Annotated in this window: 19 protein-coding genes; 9 read left to right on the top strand and 10 right to left on the bottom strand. The window is 70.9% G+C overall.

Annotation, left to right across the window (positions count from 1 at the left end):
- Positions 1 to 18 precede the first annotated feature (18 nt).
- The 3 genes from OOK38_RS11005 to OOK38_RS10995 all read right to left on the bottom strand — a co-directional run bounded on the left by OOK38_RS11005 (position 19) and on the right by OOK38_RS10995 (position 1,469).
- A complete protein-coding gene (locus OOK38_RS11005; RefSeq protein WP_266761374.1) occupies positions 19 to 192 on the bottom strand; it encodes a hypothetical protein in 174 nt (57 codons plus the stop codon).
- Positions 192 to 959 (bottom strand): SDR family NAD(P)-dependent oxidoreductase, encoded by a 768-nt coding sequence (locus tag OOK38_RS11000; RefSeq protein ID WP_266761376.1) that lies wholly within the window; start codon positions 957 to 959, stop codon positions 192 to 194. The genes OOK38_RS11005 and OOK38_RS11000 overlap by 1 nt, the downstream gene beginning before the upstream one ends.
- 174 nt (positions 960 to 1,133) lie before the next feature.
- Positions 1,134 to 1,469: a YnfA family protein gene (locus OOK38_RS10995; RefSeq protein ID WP_266761378.1), complete on the bottom strand. Its 336-nt coding sequence runs from the start codon at positions 1,467 to 1,469 to the stop codon at positions 1,134 to 1,136.
- A 167-nt stretch (positions 1,470 to 1,636) separates the two neighbouring features.
- Here OOK38_RS10995 and OOK38_RS10990 point away from each other — a divergent pair, with 167 nt between their 5' ends.
- On the top strand, positions 1,637 to 2,104 hold the full coding sequence (locus OOK38_RS10990; RefSeq protein ID WP_266761380.1) for a hypothetical protein: 468 nt from the start codon (positions 1,637 to 1,639) through the stop codon (positions 2,102 to 2,104).
- Positions 2,105 to 2,559: 455 nt separating this feature from the next.
- The gene (locus tag OOK38_RS10985; protein ID WP_266848384.1) at positions 2,560 to 3,057 is read left to right on the top strand and encodes a MarR family winged helix-turn-helix transcriptional regulator; all 498 of its coding nucleotides are present in this window, start codon (positions 2,560 to 2,562) and stop codon (positions 3,055 to 3,057) included.
- On the opposite strand, the gene OOK38_RS10980 is transcribed toward OOK38_RS10985, so the two are convergent.
- On the bottom strand, positions 3,030 to 3,443 hold the full coding sequence (locus tag OOK38_RS10980; RefSeq protein WP_266761384.1) for a helix-turn-helix domain-containing protein: 414 nt from the start codon (positions 3,441 to 3,443) through the stop codon (positions 3,030 to 3,032). The two genes, OOK38_RS10985 and OOK38_RS10980, sit on opposite strands and share 28 nt — an antisense overlap.
- Before the next feature lie 122 nt (positions 3,444 to 3,565).
- Between OOK38_RS10980 and OOK38_RS10975 the strand changes: the two genes are divergently transcribed.
- Positions 3,566 to 4,456 (top strand): zinc-binding dehydrogenase, encoded by an 891-nt coding sequence (locus OOK38_RS10975; RefSeq protein ID WP_266848382.1) that lies wholly within the window; start codon positions 3,566 to 3,568, stop codon positions 4,454 to 4,456.
- On the opposite strand, the gene OOK38_RS10970 is transcribed toward OOK38_RS10975, so the two are convergent.
- Positions 4,453 to 5,886, bottom strand: coding sequence for an MFS transporter (locus tag OOK38_RS10970; RefSeq protein WP_266848381.1), 1,434 nt, complete (start codon positions 5,884 to 5,886; stop codon positions 4,453 to 4,455). The two genes, OOK38_RS10975 and OOK38_RS10970, sit on opposite strands and share 4 nt — an antisense overlap.
- 129 nt (positions 5,887 to 6,015) lie before the next feature.
- Positions 6,016 to 6,831, bottom strand: coding sequence for a helix-turn-helix domain-containing protein (locus OOK38_RS10965; protein ID WP_266761390.1), 816 nt, complete (start codon positions 6,829 to 6,831; stop codon positions 6,016 to 6,018).
- Positions 6,832 to 6,934: 103 nt separating this feature from the next.
- On the opposite strand from OOK38_RS10965, the gene OOK38_RS10960 reads away from it, so the two are divergent.
- Both OOK38_RS10960 and OOK38_RS10955 read left to right on the top strand, forming a co-directional pair.
- Entirely contained in the window at positions 6,935 to 8,026 is a 1,092-nt protein-coding gene (locus OOK38_RS10960) for an LLM class flavin-dependent oxidoreductase (RefSeq protein ID WP_266761392.1), read from the top strand.
- Positions 8,023 to 8,733, top strand: coding sequence for an FMN reductase (locus OOK38_RS10955; protein ID WP_266848380.1), 711 nt, complete (start codon positions 8,023 to 8,025; stop codon positions 8,731 to 8,733). Before OOK38_RS10960 ends, OOK38_RS10955 begins: the two co-directional genes overlap by 4 nt.
- Positions 8,734 to 9,025: 292 nt before the next feature.
- On the opposite strand, the gene OOK38_RS10950 is transcribed toward OOK38_RS10955, so the two are convergent.
- From OOK38_RS10950 to OOK38_RS10935, 4 genes are all read right to left on the bottom strand, one after another.
- A complete protein-coding gene (locus OOK38_RS10950) occupies positions 9,026 to 10,501 on the bottom strand; it encodes a cell wall metabolism sensor histidine kinase WalK (RefSeq protein WP_266761395.1) in 1,476 nt (491 codons plus the stop codon).
- 360 nt (positions 10,502 to 10,861) lie between these two features.
- Complete coding sequence (locus OOK38_RS10945; protein ID WP_266761397.1) at positions 10,862 to 11,584, bottom strand: response regulator transcription factor; 723 nt, start codon at positions 11,582 to 11,584, stop codon at positions 10,862 to 10,864.
- Between the two features lie 166 nt (positions 11,585 to 11,750).
- A complete protein-coding gene (locus OOK38_RS10940) occupies positions 11,751 to 13,709 on the bottom strand; it encodes an amino acid transporter (protein ID WP_266761399.1) in 1,959 nt (652 codons plus the stop codon).
- Positions 13,710 to 13,977: 268 nt separating this feature from the next.
- Entirely contained in the window at positions 13,978 to 16,002 is a 2,025-nt protein-coding gene (locus OOK38_RS10935) for an APC family permease (protein ID WP_266848378.1), read from the bottom strand.
- Positions 16,003 to 16,308: 306 nt separating this feature from the next.
- On the opposite strand from OOK38_RS10935, the gene kdpF reads away from it, so the two are divergent.
- From kdpF to OOK38_RS10915, 4 genes are read left to right on the top strand one after another with little or no spacing between them, the layout of a single operon-like run.
- Positions 16,309 to 16,398: a K(+)-transporting ATPase subunit F gene (gene kdpF, locus OOK38_RS10930; RefSeq protein WP_033264828.1), complete on the top strand. Its 90-nt coding sequence runs from the start codon at positions 16,309 to 16,311 to the stop codon at positions 16,396 to 16,398.
- An 8-nt stretch (positions 16,399 to 16,406) separates the two neighbouring features.
- Positions 16,407 to 18,071, top strand: coding sequence for a potassium-transporting ATPase subunit KdpA (gene kdpA, locus OOK38_RS10925; protein ID WP_266761403.1), 1,665 nt, complete (start codon positions 16,407 to 16,409; stop codon positions 18,069 to 18,071).
- Positions 18,068 to 20,194, top strand: coding sequence for a potassium-transporting ATPase subunit KdpB (kdpB, locus tag OOK38_RS10920; RefSeq protein WP_266761405.1), 2,127 nt, complete (start codon positions 18,068 to 18,070; stop codon positions 20,192 to 20,194). The genes kdpA and kdpB overlap by 4 nt, the downstream gene beginning before the upstream one ends.
- A gap of 24 nt (positions 20,195 to 20,218) precedes the next feature.
- The gene (locus tag OOK38_RS10915; RefSeq protein WP_266761406.1) at positions 20,219 to 20,887 is read left to right on the top strand and encodes a potassium-transporting ATPase subunit C; all 669 of its coding nucleotides are present in this window, start codon (positions 20,219 to 20,221) and stop codon (positions 20,885 to 20,887) included.
- The last annotated feature ends 59 nt before the right edge of the window (positions 20,888 to 20,946 follow it).

Below are 20,946 nucleotides of genomic sequence, written 5' to 3'. Positions count from 1 at the left end.
GTTGCACCGACCGGTGGGTCACTTCGCGTGCAGGACCGCGTAGATCATGACGAAGGCCACGATGTGGATACCGAAGAGGAAGTACGCGAGGTAGTACCAGACGTAGCGTTCGCGCTTCTTCTCCAGGGCCAGGCGGGCCTTTTCCGCGTCGTCCGTGGTGGGCCGCTCCGAAGGTGACGCCGGATCGGGCATCACAGTTCCCGGTGGATCTTCGTGTTCGACGCCTGGGCCCGGGGGCGGACCACGAGCAGGTCGATGTTGACGTGGCTCGGGCGCGTGACGGCCCACGTGATGGTCTCGGCGACGTCGTCCGCGGTGAGGGGCTGGGTGACGCCCGCGTAGACCTTGGCGGCCTTCTCGGTGTCGCCGCCGAAGCGGGTCAGGGCGAACTCGTCGGTCTTGACCATGCCGGGGGCGACCTCGATGACCCGGACGGGCGTGCCGACGATCTCCAGGCGCAGTGTCTCCGCGAGGACGTGCTCGGCGTGCTTGGCGGCGACGTAGCCGCCGCCACCCTCGTACGTGCCGTGGCCCGCCGTGGAGGAGAGGACGACGACCGTGCCGTCGCCGCTGGCCGTGAGCGCCGGGAGGAGGGCCTGCGTGATGTTCAGGGTGCCGATGACGTTCGTCTCGTACATCTGGCGCCACTGGGCCGGGTCGCCCGTCGCGATCGGGTCGGCGCCGAGCGCGCCGCCCGCGTTGTTGACCAGCACGCCGATCGTCTTGAACGCCGACGCGAACTCGTCGACCGCGGTGCGGTCCGTGACGTCCAGGGCGTACGCGGTGGCCTGGCCGCCCGCCGCGGTGATCTCCGCCGCCAGTGCCTCGATGCGGTCCTTGCGGCGGGCGGTGACGACGACTCGGTAGCCCTCGGCCGCGAGCTGCCGGGCCGTCGCGGCGCCGATTCCGCTGCTTGCACCGGTGATGACGGCGATACGGGACGCGGCGGCGGGGGTCATACGGCTGCTCCTTGGCGGTGGGCTGGGGCTTCTCCGGCAAGGATAGGTGGGGGCGAGGACGGGTGGACGGGGGGCGAGGTGCCGGTGGGCGGGGCGAGGTGTCGGGGTGAGGCGTCGGGTGGTGGATCGCTCGGTGGTGGGCTCCCTGGTGGTGGGCTCTCTGGCGGTGGTGGGTCAGGTTCCGCGCGGGGCGTACATGATCACGGCCATTCCGGCCAGGCAGATCAGCGCGCCGGTGATGTCCCAGCGGTCGGGGCGGTAGCCGTCCGCGACCACGCCCCAGGCGAGGGAGCCGGCCACGAAGACTCCGCCGTACGCGGCGAGGATGCGGCCGAACTCGGCGTCCGGCTGGAGGGTGGCGACGAAGCCGTACAGGCCGAGGGCCATCACGCCGGCGCCGATCCAGAGCCAGCCGCGCTGTTCGCGTACGCCCTGCCAGACCAGCCAGGCGCCGCCGATCTCGAGGAACGCGGCGAGGACGAAGAGGGCGGCGGAGCGGGCGATCGGCATGCGGTCACTGTGGCATGCGGGGGTGGGCTCGTCGCGCGTGCTCCGGCGTGATGGTGCGTCACCTGTTGGCAGGCGCCTGCGGGGCGTCAGGGGTGGGATACATCCCCTGACGCGGGTCGATGACCCGATGATCATTCCGGGTGGCGAGCGAGCGGAGGAATGGCCTCATGCGGGTTGTGTGTGCGGTGGGTGTGCTGAGTCTGGGGGCTGTTCTGGTGGGTGGCGGCCCCGCGGCCGGGGCCGTCGTGGGGCCCGAGGCCGATCTCGCCTATCACGGGTACGTGACCATGGGCGGCGGGCGGGTCGATGTCCGGCTGACGCCGCGGAACCATGGGCCGAACCCCGTCGACGATGCGACGGTGCGGCTGCGGTGGTCGGCCCCGCTGCACGATGTGCAGCGGCTGCCGGCCCGGTGTGCGCGGGCGGGGGAGCGGACGGTGGTGTGCCGTACGGGGGCGTTGCCTGCGGATGGGCTGGGGGAGGAGATTCGGGTGAGGGTGCGGTTGCGGGGGGTGCCGTCGGAGGTGTCGATGGAGGTGGACACCGTGTGGGGTGGGGGGTCGGTGGACCGGAACCACGCGAATGACCGGCAGCGGGTGCTGGCGCTGGACACCGGGGATTCGTACGCGTTCTAGGCCTGCGGGTGCGCTCGCGCTCGCCTCGCGTGGGCGTCTGCCGGGGTGCGTGCGGGCCGGTGGGTAGGTGGGTGGGTCGGGGCCGTGCCGGTACATCCCAGTCCGTCGCCGCTGGATCAGACGTCAGTTCTGACGCGAGCCGCTGCTCGATCCGAACGTAAGCGACGGACCTAGGGATGTACCGGCACGGCCCCTCCCGTGCGATCTCCACTGCGGGTGCGTGGGGGCTTGGGCTTCGCCCCACTGGTGCACTTTTCGGCTGCGGGTGCGTTTCCTCTTTTCAGTCCCGGGAAGTTCCAGCCCCTCCGGCGTTTGAGGAGCGGGGTCTGGGGCGGATCCCCAGGTTGGTGCGGGTGTCCGTGCCGTGGGTTGGGTGGACGCCGGTTTTCCGGGGGCCTGGTTGGTCGCCGGATGGCGCACGTACGATTTCGGTTGGTGTGGTGGAAGGGGCCGGTATGGCTGGGGAAGCGCGGGAGCGGCTGCTGGGGGAGCTGGCGGTCGTGTCGCGGCGGTACATGGCCTCGTACGCGCTGTTCAACCAGGCCCTCGCCGACCACGTCGGGCTGCATCCGACGGATGTGCAGTGTGTGAATCTGCTGAGCCTGGAGGCGGGGCCGGTGACCACCGGGCGGATCGCCGAGATGACGGGGCTGACGACCGGGTCGGCCACGCGGCTGGTGGACCGGCTGGAGAAGGCGGGCTACGTCTTGCGGGAGCGCGATGTGGTCGACCGGCGGCGGGTGCTGGTGGCGACCGTGCCGGAGAAGATCGCCGAGTTCGGCCGGATGTGGGAGCGGCTGGGCGGCGGCTGGTACGGCCTGTTCGACGGGCTCGACGACGCCGAGGTCGCCCTGATCATCGGGCACATGCGGCGCACGGTCGACTTCAGTGCCGAGCAGGTCGCGCGGCTGCGGTCCGGGGAGTTTCAGGCGGCCTCGGACGCGGCGTCGTAGCGCTCGCGGGCCTCGACGACCTCCTCGATGTGGTGCTCCGCCCAGTCCTTGACGGCGGTGAGCAGGCAGCTCAGATTGCCGCCCAGCGGCGTGAGTTCGTAGTCGACGCGGACCGGGACGGCCGGGGTGACCGTGCGGGAGACGATGCCGTCGCGCTCCAGTGAGCGCAGCGTCTGCGTCAGCATCTTGGGGCTGACGCCGGCGATCTTGCGGCCGAGGTCGCTGTAGCGCATCGGTCCGCCCGCGTCGGCGAGCGCGCTCACGATCAGGCTGACCCACTTGTCGCTGATGCGGTCCAGGAGCTGGTTGGTGGGGCAGCTCTTGATGAACGCGTCGTACTCGACACGGGCCTGCTGGCGCCGCTGGGCCGCTGTCGTGGTCGCCATGACTCACCTCCGGGTGACGTACGCACCTTCAGGTGCCTACTTACCAATGGATAGTAACTCTTCCTAGGGTTGTTGCAGCGGGAAAGAGACCCGTGGATGACCTACTGATGGGGTGAGCTGGGATGCGTGCAGTGGTTGTGACGACGTTCGGTGGACCGGAAGCCGTAGAGATCGTCGAGGTCGCCGTGCCGGAGCCGGGGGCCCGGCAGGTGCGGATCAAGGTGGCGGCCGCGGCGGTCAATCCCGTGGACGCCGGGGTGCGGGCGGGTGTCTTCGGGGGCGCGGGGAAGCGGCTGGGGCTCGGCTGGGACGTGGCCGGGGTCGTGGACGCGGTCGGGGTCGCCTCCGGGTGGAGCGTGGGCGACGAGGTGGTGGCGCTGGCGTACGGGCCGGCCAAGCCTCTCGGTACGCACGCCGATCACGTGGTGGTCGACGCCGACGCGGTGGCCGCGGCGCCCCGCTCGGTCGACGCGGTGCACGCGGCGAGCCTGCCGCTCAACGCGCTGGCCGCGGCCCAGGCCCTGGACGGGCTGGGGCTGGAGCCGGGGCAGAAGCTCCTGATCACCGGGGCCGCGGGGGCCGTCGGCGGGTACGCCGTGCAGCTCGCCGCCCGGCTCGGCGTGCACGTGACCGCGCTGGCCCGGGAGGGCGACGAGGAGTTCGTACGGTCCCTGGGTGCCGACCGGTTCGTGTCGGGCGCGGTGGCTCCGGGGAGCGTGGACGCGGTGCTGGACGCGGCGATCCTGGGCGCGGACGCGCTGGAGTGGGTGCGGGACGGGGGTGCCTTCATGGGGGTCATCCCGGGGGCCCACCCGGAGTCCGTGCGCGGAGTGCGGACCGGTGCCGTGGAGGTCGCCGCCGACGGGGCCCGGCTCGCGGAGCTGGTGGCGCTCGTCGACGAGGGGGCGCTGACGACCCGGGTCGCCGAGACGTACGCGCTCGACGAGGTCGGCAAGGCGCACGCGCGGCTCGCGGAGGGCGGGCTGCGGGGCCGGCTGGTCCTCGTTCCTTAGTGGTGCTGTTCGTCCGGTGCCTTGAGCGGCAGCAGGCGTACGAGGGGGCAGCACAGCAGGGTGATGGCGGCGACGACGGTGAGGCTCACGGCGGTGGCGTGGGTCTCGCCGCCGCCGGTCCGGAAGTAGACGGTGGTGACGGCGGCGGCTCCGATCGCGTTGGCGAGCTGCTGGACCGCGCCGAGCGAGCCGCCCGCGCTGCCGGCCTCCTCGGGCGCGATGTCGCCGATGGTGACGTCGTAGAGCGAGCCGAAGCAGGCGCCCATGCCCAGACCGATGACGAGCAGCGGGGGGACCAGGGCCCAGCTTCCGGTGTCCGTGCCGGAGACGGCGACCAGGGCGAGGAGGTGGGCGGTCCCGGCGAGGGTGACGAGGAAGCCGATGAGGACGAGGCGGCGGCCCAGGCGGGCGATCAGGCGGTAACAGGCGATCGAGGCGATGACGATGCCCGCCGACAGGGGCATGAGGGCGAGGGCGGCACCCGAGGGGGAGCGGCCGAGGCCTTGCTGGAGGAAGAGGGAGACGACGTAGAGGAGGCCGGCGACCGCGGCGAAGAAGACGATGCCGAGGAGCAGTCCTGAGGTGAAGCCGCGGTTGTGCAGGAGGGAGGGCCGGATCAGCGGGCTGGGCGCGGTGCGCTGGCGGTGGCAGAACGCCGCGAAGAGCGCGAGGCCGGCGACCAGGAGGAGGACGGGGAGCGCGGTCCAGCCGTGGGCCGAGCCCTGGATGAGGCCGGTGAGCAGGGCGAGCATGGTGGCGCCGAGGAGGGCGGAACCGGGGGCGTCGACGCTGGTCGTGCGGTCGCCGGTGTCGCGGGGGAGCAACCGGGCGGCGGCGAGGAGTGCGGCGCCGCCGAGGGCGATGTTGATGAGGAACATCGAGCGCCAGCCGAGGCCGGCGAGGTCGGCGTCGATGAGGAGTCCGGCGAGGATCGGACCGCCGACGGCGGACAGGCCCATCACCGGTCCGAACAGGCTGTACGCCTTGCCGATCTCGTTCCGGGGCCAGGTCGCGCCGAGGATGCCGAAGCCCTGCGGAATGACGAGCGCGCCGAAGGCGCCCTGGGCGAGGCGGGCGGCGACGAGGGTTTCCGGTGTCGGTGCGAGGCCGCAGGCGACCGAGGCCGCGGTGAAGCCGGCGAGGCCGGTCAGGAAGAGCCGGCGGCGGCCGTACTTGTCGCCGAGCCGTCCGCCCAGGACGAGCAGGACGCCGAGCGCGAGGGCGTAGGACGCGCCGAGCCACTGGATGAGGGCGGTGCCGCCGCCGAGGTCGTGGGCGATGGTCGGGGCGGCGATGTTCGTGATGGTGCCGTCGAGGAGATCCAGGATGTCGGCGGCGAGGACGACGCCGAGGATCGCCCAGCGGGTGCGGGCGGGCGGATGGGCGGGCGGGTGCGAAGATTCATGTGTGTCGCGCAATGTCTGTGTCACGCAGATAAATGTGGGGCATGGGCGCGGCCCGGTCAAGTGATTTGCAGGAGAGGTGATCCGGACCGGTGATGGGGAGCGGGGGGCGAAGGAGGCCGCGAGGCGAGCCGGGGGGTGACGGGGGTGACGGGGTCAGGAAGGCTGGTGGCCGCTCGCGTAGGCCGTCGGGGGAACTCCGACCGTCGCCGTGAAGTCCCGGACCAGGTGGGCCTGGTCGGCGTAGCCGAGGTCGGCGGCGAGGGCCGCCCAGTTCACCGACTCGGCGGTCTCGGCGCGCTCCAGGGCTTCGTGGATGCGGTAGCGCAGGATGATCCACTTCGGGCCGACGCCGACGTACGCGGAGAAGAGCCGTTGCAGGGCGCGGGCCGTCATGCCCTGCGCCTCGGCGAACTCGCCGACGTGGCGGATCGCCCGGTCGGCGCGGATGCGGTCGACGAGGGCCGCCGCGAGGGTGGCCTGCGGGTCCGGCCGCGGGTCCAGGCCCAGGAGGAAGGCGTCGAGGGCGGCCACCCGGGCCTGCTCGTCGTCCGGGTCGAGGACGGCCGCGACGGCGCTTTCGGAGTCGGGGAGGACCTCCGGGAGGCGGAGCCGCTGCCCGGTGAGGGACGACAGGGGCCGGCCCGGCGCGAAGGGGCGGAAGCCGCCCGGGCGGAACTGGATCCCGCACACCCTGCCGCGCCCCTCCAGTTTCTGGGTGAACAGGTCGAGTCCGATTCCGGCGACCTCACCGAAGGGGTCCTGTCCCGCGTACCGCTGGAAGACGATGTTGACCGACGGGTGGGGGACCACGTGCGAGGCGTACGGCTGGGTGAGGTCCCAGTCGATCAGCCAGTAGTGCTCCAGGTAGGGGCGCAGGGGCTCGGCGGGCTCGTGGCGGCGGAAGCGGACGCGTGCGAAGAGCTCCGCGGCGTCGACGATGCCTCGGGTGTCACGGCGTGGGGCGGCCATGTGGGGATCGTAGGACGGGGTACTGACAGTCGCGGAATACCTGGGGCGAGGTGGTGGTTCGGAGGTATAGTTGAACAGTCAACAACATGGAGGGTGAGCGACCATGCAGTTCGGGATCTTCAGCGTCGGCGATGTGACTCCGGACCCGACCACGGGCCGGGAGCCGAGCGAGCACGAGCGCATCAAGGCCATGGTCGCCATCGCGCAGAAGGCGGAAGAGGTCGGCCTCGACGTCTTCGCGACCGGCGAGCACCACAACCCGCCGTTCGTGCCGTCGTCCCCGACCACTCTGCTCGGCTTCATCGCCGCGCGCACCGAGAAGCTCGTCCTGTCCACGTCCACGACGCTCATCACCACCAACGACCCGGTGAAGATCGCCGAGGACTACGCGATGCTCCAGCACCTCGCGGACGGCCGTGTGGACCTGATGATGGGCCGCGGCAACACCGGGCCGGTCTATCCCTGGTTCGGTCAGGACATCCGGCAGGGCATCAACCTCGCCGTCGAGAACTACGCGCTGCTGCACCGCCTGTGGCGCGAGGACGTGGTGACGTGGGAGGGCAAGTTCCGTACGCCGCTCCAGTCGTTCACGGCGACGCCGCGCCCGCTGGACGGTGTTCCGCCGTTCGTCTGGCACGGCTCCATCCGCTCGCCGGAGATCGCCGAGCAGGCCGCGTACTACGGCGACGGCTTCTTCCACAACAACATCTTCTGGCCCGCCGACCACACCAAGAAGATGGTCGAGCTCTACCGCGAGCGGTACGCGCACTACGGGCACGGCACGGCGGAGCAGGCGATCGTCGGCCTCGGCGGCCAGGTCTTCATGCGGCCCAACTCGCAGGACGCCGTACGGGAGTTCCGGCCGTACTTCGACAACGCGCCGGTCTACGGACACGGGCCGTCGCTGGAGGACTTCACCGAGCAGACACCGCTGACCGTCGGCTCACCGCAGCAGGTCATCGAGAAGACACTGGCGTTCCGCGAGTACGCCGGTGACTACCAGCGCCAGCTGTTCCTGATGGACCACGCCGGGCTGCCGCTCAAGACCGTCCTGGAGCAGCTCGACCTCCTCGGTGAGCAGGTCGTGCCGGTGCTGCGCGAGGAGTTCGCCAAGGGGCGGCCGGCCGATGTGCCGGACGCGCCGACCCACGCGGCCCGGGTGGCCGCCGCCAAGGAAGAGGTGACCGTCGCATGAAGCTCGTCGTCGTCTCGGCGGGGCTGAGTGTTCCGTCGTCCACGCGGCTGCTGGCCGACCGGCTGGCGGCCGCGACCGCCGGCCGGGCTTCCGGTCCGGTGGACCTGCGGGTCGTCGAACTGCGCGACCTCGCCGTCGAGATCGCGCACAACTTCACCAACGGCTTCCCCGGGCGGGCGCTGTCCGCCGCGATCGACGACGTGACCTCGGCGGACGGGCTGATCGTCGTCACACCGGTGTTCTCCGCCTCGTACAGCGGACTGTTCAAGTCCTTCTTCGACGTGCTCGACAAGGACGTGCTGGCGGGCAAGCCCGTGCTGATCGCGGCGACCGGGGGGACCGGGCGGCACTCGCTGGTCCTCGAACACGCGCTGCGTCCTCTGTTCGCGTATCTGCGGGCGGTGATCGTCCCTACCGGGGTGTACGCGGCTTCGGAGGACTGGGGGGCGGAGGGGCTTGCCGAGCGGATCGAGCGGGCGGCGGGTGAACTGGCGGTGCTGATGTCCGCCCTGACGGGCGCGTCCACTCCTCCACCGGCCCAGGTACGGCCCTCGGCGTCGGCGCCGGCTTCGGCCGAGTCCGGGCCTGCGGTCCCGGCCCAGGGTTCGTCCGGCTCGCCCGGCCCGGTCCAGGTGGCCGCGTCCGGTCGCGAGGACGGGTTCCGGGTGGTGCCGTTCGAGGAACAGCTGGCGGCGCTCCGGGTGTAGCGGAGTGTTCTCGCCCCCTCCGCCCCTACCCGTCCCACCCTGGGGCTCCGCCCCAGACCCCGCTCCTCAAACGCCGGAGGGGCTGGATCTTCGCCACGTGCGACCCGCAGCCGGGATGCGGCGGGAGGGGCCGTGCCGGTACATCCCTATGTCCGTCGCTTACGTTCGGATCGAGCAGCGGCTCGCGTCAGAACTGACGTCTGATCCAGCGGCGACGGACTGGGATGTACCGGCACGGCCCCGACCCACCCACCGGACCCGCAGGCACCCCGGCGGGCGCCCGCACGCGAGGTCAGCGCCCCACCGTGAAGCCGATCACCGTGCCGCCGCCCTCGCGGTGGAACGCGAAGGGTGTGCCGCCGTGGGCCGTGGCGACCTCGCGGACGATGGACAGGCCGAGGCCCGAGCCGGGCAGGCTGCGGGCGTCGGCGGCGCGGTAGAAGCGGTCGAAGACACGCACGAGGTCGTCGTCGCCGATGCCGGGGCCGCGGTCGAGCACCTCGACGCGGACCGGCCCGGGCCGGGCACCCGTGTCCGGACCGCCGGAATCACCGGACTGTCCTGCGCCGGTCCGCGGCGCGGGACCCGTCACCACGACCTCGATCGGGGACCTGCCGCCCCGGTCGAACTTGGCGGCGTTCTCCACGAGGTTGGAGACCGCGCGCTGGAGGGCGGTCGGCCGGCCGTCGACCGCGGTGTCCCCGGTGACGTGGACGGTGATCTCCCGGCCGGTGCGACGGCGCGCGACGATCGCGACATCCTCGGCGAGTTCGGCGAGGTCGAGGTGTCGTACGGGCTCGGTGTCGGACTGGCCGGCCGCGAGGGCCACCAGTTCGTTGACCAGATCGGTCAGCTCCCGGGACTCCAGGGCCAGGTCGGCGACGAGTTCCTCGCGGGCGTCGGGCGGCAGTTCGTCGATCCGGCGGAGCATGGAGATGTTCGTACGCAGGGAGGTCAGCGGCGTACGGAGTTCGTGTCCCGCGTCCTGGACCAGGCGGCGCTGGTCCTCCTCGGACTGGGCGAGGCGTCCGAGCATCCGGTCGAAGGACCGGCCGAGCCGGGCCACCTCGTCGTACCCCGTGACCGGCACCTGGATGCCGAGGCGACCGGTGCGCGCCACGTCCTCGGCGGCCCCGGCGAGCCGCACCAGGCGCCGGGTGATGCGCCGGGCCAGCCACCAGCCGAACAGCCCCGCGGCGACCACGACAGCCCCGACGAGCAGCACGGTCCGCTGCTGGAGCTCCCGGAGCAGGTCCTCCGTGTCGCTGAACTGCTGGGCGATCTGCACCGCGCCCCGTCCGCCGCCGAGCGCGACGGTCGCGAGCCGGTAGCGGTCGCCGTCGACGTCGACGTCCTTGTGTTCCGCCAGTTCGCCCGCCGTGCCGCCGTCGGCGATCGCCCGGTCGTGACGGTTCACGGGCAGGGGCGGAGTGCCGCGGTCGACCATCGCGCCGCCGGGCCCGAGCACCTGGATGTCGGTGCGGCTGGGCCGGATGATGTCGTCGAGGGGCCCGTCGTGGTCGGTGTCGGGGGAGGCGAAGTCCTGCGGCTGAAGCGGGTGTTCACGGACCTGGTCGCGCAGGTCCTGCACGACCTCGGCGAAGACCGTCTGCTGGTCGACGCGCACCAGCCGGGCGGCGGCGTCGTAGCTCAGGAACCCGACCAGGACCGTGACGGCGGCGGCGACGGCGGCGAAGGACACGGTGAAGGTTGCGCGCAGGGAGGACACCCGGCGCAGCCGACGGGGTGCCCCGGCGAACCGGGACACCCAAGCGGTCGGTGCCCGCCGGGCCCCCCGTTGCCGGGCTCCGTCCCCGGCGGGTTTCCCACCGTCGCCCTGGCCTGCGGGGCTTGAGCCTGCGGGGCCCTGGTCTGTCGGGCCTGAGCCTGCGGGGCTTGAGCCTGTGTCGCCCTGGCCTGCGGGGCCTGACTCTGCGGGGCCCGAGCCTGCGGGACCTGAGCCTGCCGGGTCTGAGCCGGCCGGGTCTGAGCCGGCCGGGCCCGGGCCTGTGCCTGTGCCTGTGCCGTCTGTCCCGGTCGGGCCGCTGTCGGCGCGGTCGGCGGAGTGCGGGTCGCCCGAGCACGCGGGGCCCGGGGGCTCGGCCGGGCCGGGGAGGGGTGGTGGCACTCAGTCCTCCCTCAGGACGTACCCCACGCCCCGAACGGTGTGGATCAGCGCCGGTGCCCCCGGCTCGTCGAGCTTGCGCCGCAGATAACCCACGTACACGGCGAGGTTCTTGGAGCCGGGCCCGAAGTCGTAGCCCCAGATCCGGTCGTAGATGGTGGAGTGGTCCAGGACGATGCCCGCGTTGCGGACGAGGAGTTCGAGGAGTTCGAACTCGGTCCGGGTCAGTTCCAGCTCGCGCCGGCCGCGCCAGACCCGGCGTGCCTGGACGTCCATGCGCAGCCCGGCCGCGGAGATCTGCGCGCCGGAGGTCCGGGGCTCCCGCGGCGCCGGTGCGGGGGCGTCGTCGAAGGTGCCGTTCCCGGTGCGGCGGAGCAGCGCCCGCAGCCGGGCGAAGACCTCCTCGACGTCGAACGGCTTGACCACGTAGTCGTCGGCGCCCGCGTCCAGGCCGGCGATGCGGTCCGCGGTCTCGACGAGCGCGGTGAGCATCAGGATCGGAGTGCGGTCGCCCTCGGCGCGCAGCACGCGGCACACCTGGAGGCCGTCGATGCCGGGCATCATGACGTCGAGGACGAGGACGTCCGGTGGGGTGCGGTGGGCCTGGGCCAGTGCTTCCACTCCGTCGGCGACGGCCGTCACCTCGTAGCCCTCCAGCGTGAGCGCCCTTTCCAGGGCATGGCGGATGGCGCGGTCGTCCTCGGCGAGCAGCACATGGTGGGGCACCCGACCAGTCTGCCAAGCCGTCGGAGGCGCGCGACCTGGTGAGCGGTCCGCGCCCGGCTTTATTACCGGCCTCTCACCCGCTCCCGGGGTGTCGGCCGCCGCACAGGCCCGGGCGGGGACGGGGACGGGCCCGGGCGGGGCCGGCCGATCCGGGCCGCGGGCCGGGTCAGCCGACGTGCACCCGTGGCCGCCGTGCGCGGTCGGGCTCGGCTTCGCGCAGGACCTCCCGGGTGACCGGGGCGACCTCGCCCTGGCCGAAGAGGAAGAAGCGCAGGAAGTTGGTGAAGGGGTCGCCCTCGGTCCATTCGAAGTAGATGTGCGGGATGCAGCCCGTGCTGTCGCGGACGTGCAGCAGCAGGGCGGCGAGCGCGTTGGGGATGGAGGAGGACTCCAGGGTGAGGACGCGGTAGCGGCCGTGCAGCACTTCGCCGCGTACGTTCATGACCGACTCGAACTCCGAGGGGTCGCCCACGGTGACCTCCAGGAAGACGAAGTCCTCCTGGGGCGGGAGGTCGTGGTCGGCGCGGATCTGCTCGATCTTCTCGCGGTACTCGGCGACGTCGCGCTTGTCGGGCTCGTTGGCGATGAACCGGATCCGCCGGCTCGCGATGTCCCGTACGAACCGCTCGGCCATGCCGTCCATGGTCATGCTGGTCACGCGCAGTTCGAACGCGCGGGCGAGCCGGGAGAGCAGGGAGACGAGGATGATGCCGGCGATGAAGCAGGCACCGATCTTCACGCCGTCGGGGCGTTCGATGACGTTCACGACGGTCGTGTAGAGGAAGACCGCCGAGATGACGGCGAAGGCGGTGGCCCAGTGTTTCTGGCGGGCCTTGCGGGCGGCGATGGTGACGGCGATGGCGGCGGAGCTGATCAGGACGAGGACACCGGTGGCGTACGCGCCGCCCTGCGCGTCGACGTCGGCGTCGAAGATCCAGGTGACCAGGAACGCGACCAGGGTGAAGACGATCACCATGGGGCGGACGGCGCGCGCCCAGTGCGGGGCCATGCCGTAGCGCGGGAGATAGCGCGGCATGAGGTTGAGCAGCCCGGCCATGGCGGAGGCGCCGGCGAACCACAGGATGGCGATCGTGGAGACGTCGTAGACCGTGCCGAAGGCGTTGCCCAAGTACTCGTGCGCCAGATAGGCGAGCGCGCGGCCGTTGGCCTGGCCGCCCGGCTCGAACTCCTTCTCCGGGATCAGCACGGTGGTGATGAAGCTGGTCACGATCAGGAAGACGCTCATGATCACGGCGGAGGTCGTCAGCAGCTTCTTCGCGCCGCGGATACGTCCGGCCGGCTTCTGCTCGGTGTCGCCCGGGTCGCCCTCCACGTGCGGCATGACCGCCACGCCGGTCTCGAAGCCGGACAGACCGAGCGCGAGTTTCGGGAAGACCAGCAGGGACACCCCGATCATCGCGAAGACGTTCCCGTGTTCGGCGGTCAGGGCGGTGGTCCAGTCGGTGACGACGTACTCGTGGGTGATCACCTGCCAGATTCCCGACGCCGCCACCACGACGTTGAGCGCGAGATAGATGCCCACCAGCACCACCGCGACGCCGATCGCCTCCAGGAAGCCCTTGAGGAAGACGGCGCCCAGCAGGGCCACGAGGAACAGGGTGATCACCATCTGCTTGTCGTGCAGCGCGCTGTTCAGATGGGGGTTCTCCACCAGGTGGGTGGAGGCGTCGGCCGCCGAGAGGGTGATGGTGATCAGGAAGTCGGTGGCGGCGAAGCCCAGCAGGGTGAGGACGAACAGCTTGCCCTTCCAGAAGGACAGCAGCCGTTCCAGCATCGCGATGGAGCCCTCACCGTGCGGGCTCTCCTCGGCCACCCGGCGGTAGACGGGCAGCGCGCCCGCCAGGGTGACGATGACGAGCACGATGGTCGCCACGGGGGACAGCAGTCCGGCCGCGAGGGCGGCGATGCCCGGCTGGTAGCCGAGGGTGGAGAAGTAGTCGACGCCGGTCAGGCACATGACCCGCCACCAGCGCTGCCCCTTGTGCACGGGCGCGGTTTCAGCCGGCCGGGGCACCTGGCGGCCCTTGCCCTTGCCCATGTCGGACAGGCCTTCCAGCATCCACGCCCGCAAGCGGCTCGGTGGGGCGGGCTCGGTGCTGGCCATCGGTGACTCTCCTGACGTACGTCTCTTCGATCGGTTCCGGCCATCGAGGAGACGGCGCCATCAGCGTATGCAGAGAGTGATCCATGGGCCCACGCGTCCAGGGGGCCCTACGCGTCAAGCTTGCGTTAAGACCGGCTGGTCGCGCATCACGGGGGCGCCAAGGGGGGAACCGCCGGTGCCGCCGCAGGTGCCGGCCTCCACGCCTCCTCCGCCGGGTCCGGGGAGCGCCGCGACCGCCCGGGCCGGGTGCCGGACGGCAGCGCCCCGGCTAACGGCGCCTCGCCTGCGGAGGGGCCTGCGGCTCCCCTCGGCGGACGGAACCCGGTGCCCGGGCCGCCGGCCGGTCGCCGTGGGCCGAGGAGGTGAGCTGCCAGGGCACGCTCGTCACCATCACGCCCGGGGTGAAGAGCAGCCGACTCTTGAGCCACAGGGCGGACTGGTTGTGGAGGAGGTTCTCCCACCAGTGGCCGACGACGTACTCGGGGACGAAGACGGCGACGATGTCGCGCGGGCTGTCGCGGCGCACCGCGCGGACATACGCGACGACCGGCCTGGTGATCTCGCGGTAGGGGGAGTCGACGATCTTCAGCGGTACGTCGATGCCGTACTCCTCCCAGCGCCTGCGCAGTTCGGCCGTCGCGTCCGGGTCGACGGAGACCGTCAGCGCCTCCAGCCCGTCGGCGTGGATGGCATGCGCGTAGGCGAGAGCCCGCAGCGTCGGCTTGTGGAGTGTGGACACGAGCACGATCGCGAGCACCCGGCTGGGCGGTACGAGTTCGGCGCGAGGGTCGGTCACCGCCAGCTCCGCCGCCGTGGCGTCGTAGTGGCGCCTGATCGCGCGCATCGTCAGCCACAGCACGGCCGCCGCGAGGACGGCCAGCCACGCGCCCTCGGTGAACTTGGTGGACAGGACGACGAGGAGGACCAGTCCGGTGACGACCGCGCCCACCGCGTTGATCACCCGCGCCGTGTGGTGACGGCGCCGCGTGGCCGCGTCGGGAGTGCCGCGCAGCTCACGGTTCCAGTGCCGCACCATGCCGAGCTGGGAGAGCGTGAAGGAGGTGAACACGCCGAGGATGTACAGGTGGATGAGGCTGGTCACGTTCGCCCGGTAGCCCCACAGCAGCAGGCCCGCGACGATCGCGAGGGCCACGATGCCGTTGGAGAACGCCAGTCGGTCGCCCCGGTTGTGCAACTGGCGTGGCAGATAGCGGTGTTGGGCGAGGATCGAGGACAGCAGCGGGAAGCCGTTGAAGGCGGTGTTCGCGGCGAGGATCAGCACGAGGGCCGTCACCGCCTGGATGAAGTAGAAGCCGAAGCTGTGTTCCCCGCCGAACACCGCCGCCGCGATCTGCGCGATGACCGTGCGCTGGGTGTAGGAGGCGCAGTCGCCGTCCAGTCCCGTCAGCCGGCACGAGTCGTCCGTGATGTGCACCTTCGAGACCAGCGCCAGCGTGGTGACGCCGACGAACATCGCGATCGCGAGGCCGCCCATCGCCGCGAGCGTGGTGGCCGCGTTGCGCGACTTGGGCTTGCGGAACGCCGGCACGCCGTTGGAGATCGCCTCCACACCGGTCAGCGCCGTACAGCCGGAGGAGAACGCGCGCAGCACCAGCATCAGCAGGGCCAGGCCCGTCAGGTGCGCGTCGGCGGGGTCCGGCGTGACACCGTAGGCGGCGCTCTCGGCGACCGGCGGGTCCCCGAGGGCGTACCGGATCAGTCCGGTGATCACCATGATCAGCACGCCGCCGATGAACAGATAGGTCGGTGCGGCGAAGGCCCGCCCCGACTCGCGCATCCCGCGCAGGTTGACGGCCGCGAGCAGGGCGACGAAGACGAGTGCCATCGGGACGCGCTGGTGGGCGAGTCCGGGGAGTGCCGAGATGATGTTGTCGACGCCGGAGGCGACCGAGACGGCGACCGTCATCACGTAGTCGACCAGGAGCGAGGCGGCGACGACCAGTCCCGCCGAGGGGCCCAGGTTCGTCGAGGCCACCTCGAAGGAGCCGCCGCCGCTCGGATAGGCGTCCACCACCTGCCGGTACGACAGCACGACAACCGTCATCAGAGCCACCACCGCGCCCGCGATCCATGGCGTGAAGTGCAGATACGCCAGTCCGCCGAGGGTGAGCACGAGCAGGATCTCCTGCGTCGCGTACGCCACGGACGACAGAGGGTCGGAGGCGAAGATCGGCAGGGCCAGCCGTTTCGGCAGCAGCGTCTCGCGCAGTTCCTCGCTGCGCATCGCCCGGCCGATGACCAGCCGCTTCAGGATCCCCGTCACGTTGAACACGGGCGGAGGGTAAGCCCGGGGACGGGGGTGCGGGGATCCCCGACACTCGGTCCGGTCCCGACACCTTCCGGGGGCCTTCGGCCAGGGGTTCCGCGGTGACTCGTAAGGGATGCGTCAAAGGCGTGCAGCACCCCGTATGGGAGGCGTCAACGGTGGCCGGATCCCGGCCTTAGAGGAGTTCTCCTCTAAGCGTCCGTTCGATTCGCACCTCTTCTAGGAGCTCACGATGGCCGACGTGGCCTTCGTCGTCACCACGATCGCGGTGTTCGCGCTGGTGGCCCTCGTCGCCAAGGGGGTGACGAAGCTGTGACCGCCGAGAACATCGTCGGCCTGGTCGTGGCCGTCGCCCTGCTGGGCTATCTCGTCCTCGCCCTCGTCTTCCCGGAGAGGTTCTGAGCGCTGATATGAGCCCCGTCCTCGCCGGCGTACTCCAGCTGCTGGCCCTCATGGCGGCACTGGCACTCGCCTACCGTCCCCTCGGCGACCACATGGCCCGGGTCTACTCCTCCGACAAGCACCTGCGCGTCGAGAAGTGGATCTACAAGGGCATCGGCGCCGACCCGAACACGGAGATGCGCTGGCCCGCCTATCTGCGCGGTGTCCTCGCCTTCTCCGCCGTCAGCGTTCTCTTCCTCTACGTCCTCCAGCGCGTCCAGGGTCACCTGCCCGGGTCGCTCGGCTTCCGGTCCATCGACCCGGACCAGGCGTTCAACACCGCCGCGTCGTTCGTGACGAACACCAACTGGCAGTCGTACTACGGCGAGCAGGCCATGGGCCACGTCGTGCAGACCGCCGGTCTGGCCGTGCAGAACTTTGTCTCCGCGGCCGTCGGCATCGCGGTCGCCGTGGCGCTCGTGCGCGGCTTCGCGCGGTCACGCACCGGCGAACTCGGCAACTTCTGGGCGGACCTGGTGCGCGGTGTGGTGCGCATCCTGCTTCCGCTGTCCGTCGTCGCCGCGGTCGTCCTGGTGGCGTGCGGCGCCATCCAGAACTTCTCCGGCATCCACGCGGTGGGCCAGTTCTTCGGCGGCTCGCAGCAGTGGAACGGCGGGGCCGTGGCCTCGCAGGAGGCCATCAAGGAGCTCGGCACCAACGGCGGCGGCTACTTCAACGCCAACAGTGCCCACCCCTTCGAGAACCCGACCCCGTTCACCAACCTCTTCGAGATCTTCCTGATCCTTCTCGTCCCCTTCGCGCTGACCCGGACCTTCGGCCGGATGGTCGGCAGCCTCAAGCAGGGCTACGCGATCCTCGCGACGATGGTCACCATCTGGATCGGCTTCACCGCGCTGATGATGTGGACCGAGTTCCACCACCACGGCCCGGCCTTCGATATTGCTGGCGGGGCGATGGAGGGCAAGGAGACGCGCTTCGGCGTCGGCGGCTCGTCGATCTTCGCGGTGGCGACCACGCTGACCTCGACCGGCGCGGTGGACTCGTTCCACTCCTCCTTCACCGGTCTGGGCGGCGGCATCACGATGCTGGGCATGCAGCTCGGCGAGATCGCGCCCGGTGGTACCGGATCCGGTCTCTACGGCATGCTGATCATGGCGATCATCGCGGTGTTCGTCGCCGGTCTGATGGTCGGCCGCACCCCGGAGTACCTGGGCAAGAAGATCGGCACCCGCGAGATCAAGTTCGCGGCCTGCTACATCCTGATCACCCCGGCGCTGGTGCTCGTCTTCACCGCCGCCGCGATGGCACTGCCCACCCCGGGCCACTCGATGACCAACTCCGGCGCGCACGGCTTCTCCGAGATCCTGTACGCCTACACCTCGGGCGCCAACAACAACGGCTCGGCCTTCGCCGGTCTGAACGCCGACACGCAGTGGTTCAACAGCACGATCGGGCTGGCCATGCTGCTCGGCCGTTTCGTCCCGATGGTGTTCGTCCTCGCGCTGGCCGGTTCGCTCGCCGAGCAGAAGCCGGTGCCGGAGACCGCGGGCACGCTGCGTACCGAGAAGCCGCTGTTCACAGGCCTGTTGGTCGGAGCGATCCTGATCATCACCGGCCTGACCTACTTCCCGGCCCTCGCACTGGGCCCGCTGGCCGAGGGTCTGGCGTCATGACCACCCGTACAGAGAACCAAGAGGACTCGATGTCCACAGCCACCCCGACCCGGGCGCCGCACAGCGATGTGCCGACCGGCCACAAGGACGAAGGAAAGGTCGGCGCGGGTCTGTTCGACCCCAAGCAGCTTCTCAGGTCGCTGCCGGACGCCTTCCGCAAGCTCGACCCGCGGGTGATGGTCAAGTCGCCCGTGATGTTCGTGGTCCTCGTCGGCTCCGTCCTGACGACGGTCTTCTCCTTCAAGGACCCGGGCGACTGGTTCGGCTGGGCGATCAGCGCCTGGCTGTGGCTCACCGTCGTCTTCGCCAACCTGGCGGAGGCGGTGGCCGAGGGGCGCGGCAAGGCGCAGGCGGACACCCTGCGCAGGGCCAAGACCGACACGGTGGCCCGACGTCTGGTGGGTGGCCGTGAGGAGCAGGTGCCCGGCACCGAGCTGAAGATCGGTGACCTGGTCGTCTGCGAGGCGGGCGACATCGTCCCCGGCGACGGTGATGTCGTCGAGGGTGTCGCGAGCGTCGACGAGTCGGCCATCACCGGGGAATCGGCCCCGGTCATCCGTGAGTCCGGCGGAGACCGCTCGGCCGTCACCGGCGGCACGAAGGTCCTCTCCGACCGTATCGTCGTCAAGATCACGACGAAGCCCGGCGAGACCTTCATCGACCGGATGATCGCCCTGGTCGAGGGCGCGGCCCGGCAGAAGACGCCCAACGAGATCGCGCTGAACATCCTTCTCGCGTCCCTGACCATCGTCTTCCTGCTCGCCGTGGCCACCCTGCCGCCGTTCGCGGACTACGCGGGCACCCACCTCACGATGGTCGTGCTGGTGGCCCTGCTGGTCTGCCTGATCCCGACCACCATCGGCGCCCTGCTCTCCGCGATCGGCATCGCGGGCATGGACCGTCTGGTGCAGCGGAACGTCCTCGCGATGTCGGGCCGCGCGGTCGAGGCCGCCGGTGACGTCTCCACCCTGCTGCTCGACAAGACCGGCACCATCACGCTGGGCAACCGGCAGGCGTCGGAGTTCGTCCCGGTGACGGGGGCGACCGAGGCCGAGGTCGCGGACGCGGCCCAGCTGTCCTCGCTGGCCGACGAGACGCCGGAGGGGCGCTCGATCGTCGTCCTGGCGAAGGAGCGGTACGGGCTGCGCGAACGGCACCAGGGTGAGCTGGCGGGCGCCGAGTGGATCGCCTTCACCGCCCAGACCCGGATGTCGGGGGTGGACGTCGGCGGCAGGAAGATCCGCAAGGGCGCGGCCGGTTCGGTCATCGCCTGGGTGAAGGAGCGGGGCGGCACGGTCTCCCCGGACGCCGACACCCTGGCCGACCGGATCGCCGAGGCGGGCGGCACCCCGCTGCTGGTGGCCGTCGAGGACCCGCGCGGGGCCCGGATCCTGGGCGTCATCCACCTCAAGGACGTCGTCAAGGACGGCATGCGCGAGCGGTTCGACGAGCTGCGCCGCATGGGCATCAGGACCGTCATGATCACGGGCGACAACCCGCTGACCGCCAAGGCGATCGCCGAGGAGGCGGGCGTCGACGACTTCCTCGCGGAGGCGACTCCCGAGGACAAGATGGCGCTCATCAAGCGGGAGCAGGCGGGCGGCAAGCTCGTCGCGATGACCGGCGACGGCACCAACGACGCCCCCGCGCTCGCCCAGGCCGACGTGGGTGTCGCCATGAACACCGGCACCTCGGCCGCCAAGGAGGCCGGGAACATGGTCGACCTCGACTCGAACCCGACCAAGCTCATCGAGATCGTCGAGATCGGCAAGCAACTGCTGATTACCCGGGGCGCGTTGACGACGTTCTCCATCGCCAACGACGTCGCCAAGTACTTCGCGATCATCCCGGCGCTGTTCGCGGCGGTCTACCCGGGCCTGGACAAGCTCAACGTCATGCACCTGTCCTCGCCCGACTCCGCGATCCTCTCCGCGGTCATCTTCAACGCGCTGATCATCATCGCGCTGGTGCCGCTCGCCCTGCGGGGTGTGCGGTACCGCCCGGTCAGCGCCGACAGGCTGCTGCGACGCAATCTCGGGATCTACGGTCTCGGCGGTCTGGTCGCGCCCTTCATCGGCATCAAGGTCATCGACCTGCTCATCTCCCTCGTCCCCGGGCTGTAACTCCTCGAAAGCGTGCTGATCACCATGAACAACTCGGTAACCAACACGGCCCGGTTGCTCGGGGCCGGCCTGCGGGCCCTGCTCGTCCTGACCGTCGTCTGCGGAGTGCTCTATCCGCTCGCCGTCACCGGGGTGGCCCAGGGACTGTTCTCCGGCAAGGCGAACGGCTCGGAGATCACGGCGGACGGCAAGGTCGTCGGCTCCTCGCTCATCGGCCAGGCCTACAACCTGCCGCTGAAGAAGGGCCAGGAGACCCCGGAGCCCGACCTGAAGTGGTTCCAGGGCCGCCCGCAGAACGGCCTCGGCGCCAACAGCGTCAACACCCGGTACAAGCTGATCCTGTCCGGCGCCACCAACCGGTCCGGTGACAACGCCGACCTGATCACGTGGGTCAAGGACGCCAAGGCCGCCGTCGTCAAGGACAACTCGGTCACCGGCTACACGGTGAAGCCCGCGGACGTGCCCGCCGAGGCGGTCACCTCCTCCGGCTCCGGCCTGGACCCGGACATCTCCCCCGACTACGCGGACATCCAGGTGCACCGCGTCGCGGAGAGGAACGGACTGTCCGTCGCCCAGGTGCGGAAGCTGGTCGACGAGCACACCGACGGCCGGACCCTCGGCTTCATCGGCGAACCCCGGGTCAACGTCCTCGAACTCAACATCGCGCTCGAGGGACTTGTGGCGAAGAGCTGATGGAACGACGTGCACCAGGCGGGAGTCGGCGAGCGGGGAGACCTCCGGATCGCCGACTC

This window comes from Streptomyces sp. NBC_00568, assembly GCF_026341855.1.
Lineage (GTDB): Bacteria > Actinomycetota > Actinomycetes > Streptomycetales > Streptomycetaceae > Streptomyces.
The sequence above is the reverse complement of the archived record's forward strand: the minus strand, read 5'-3'. Positions and strand labels throughout refer to the sequence as shown.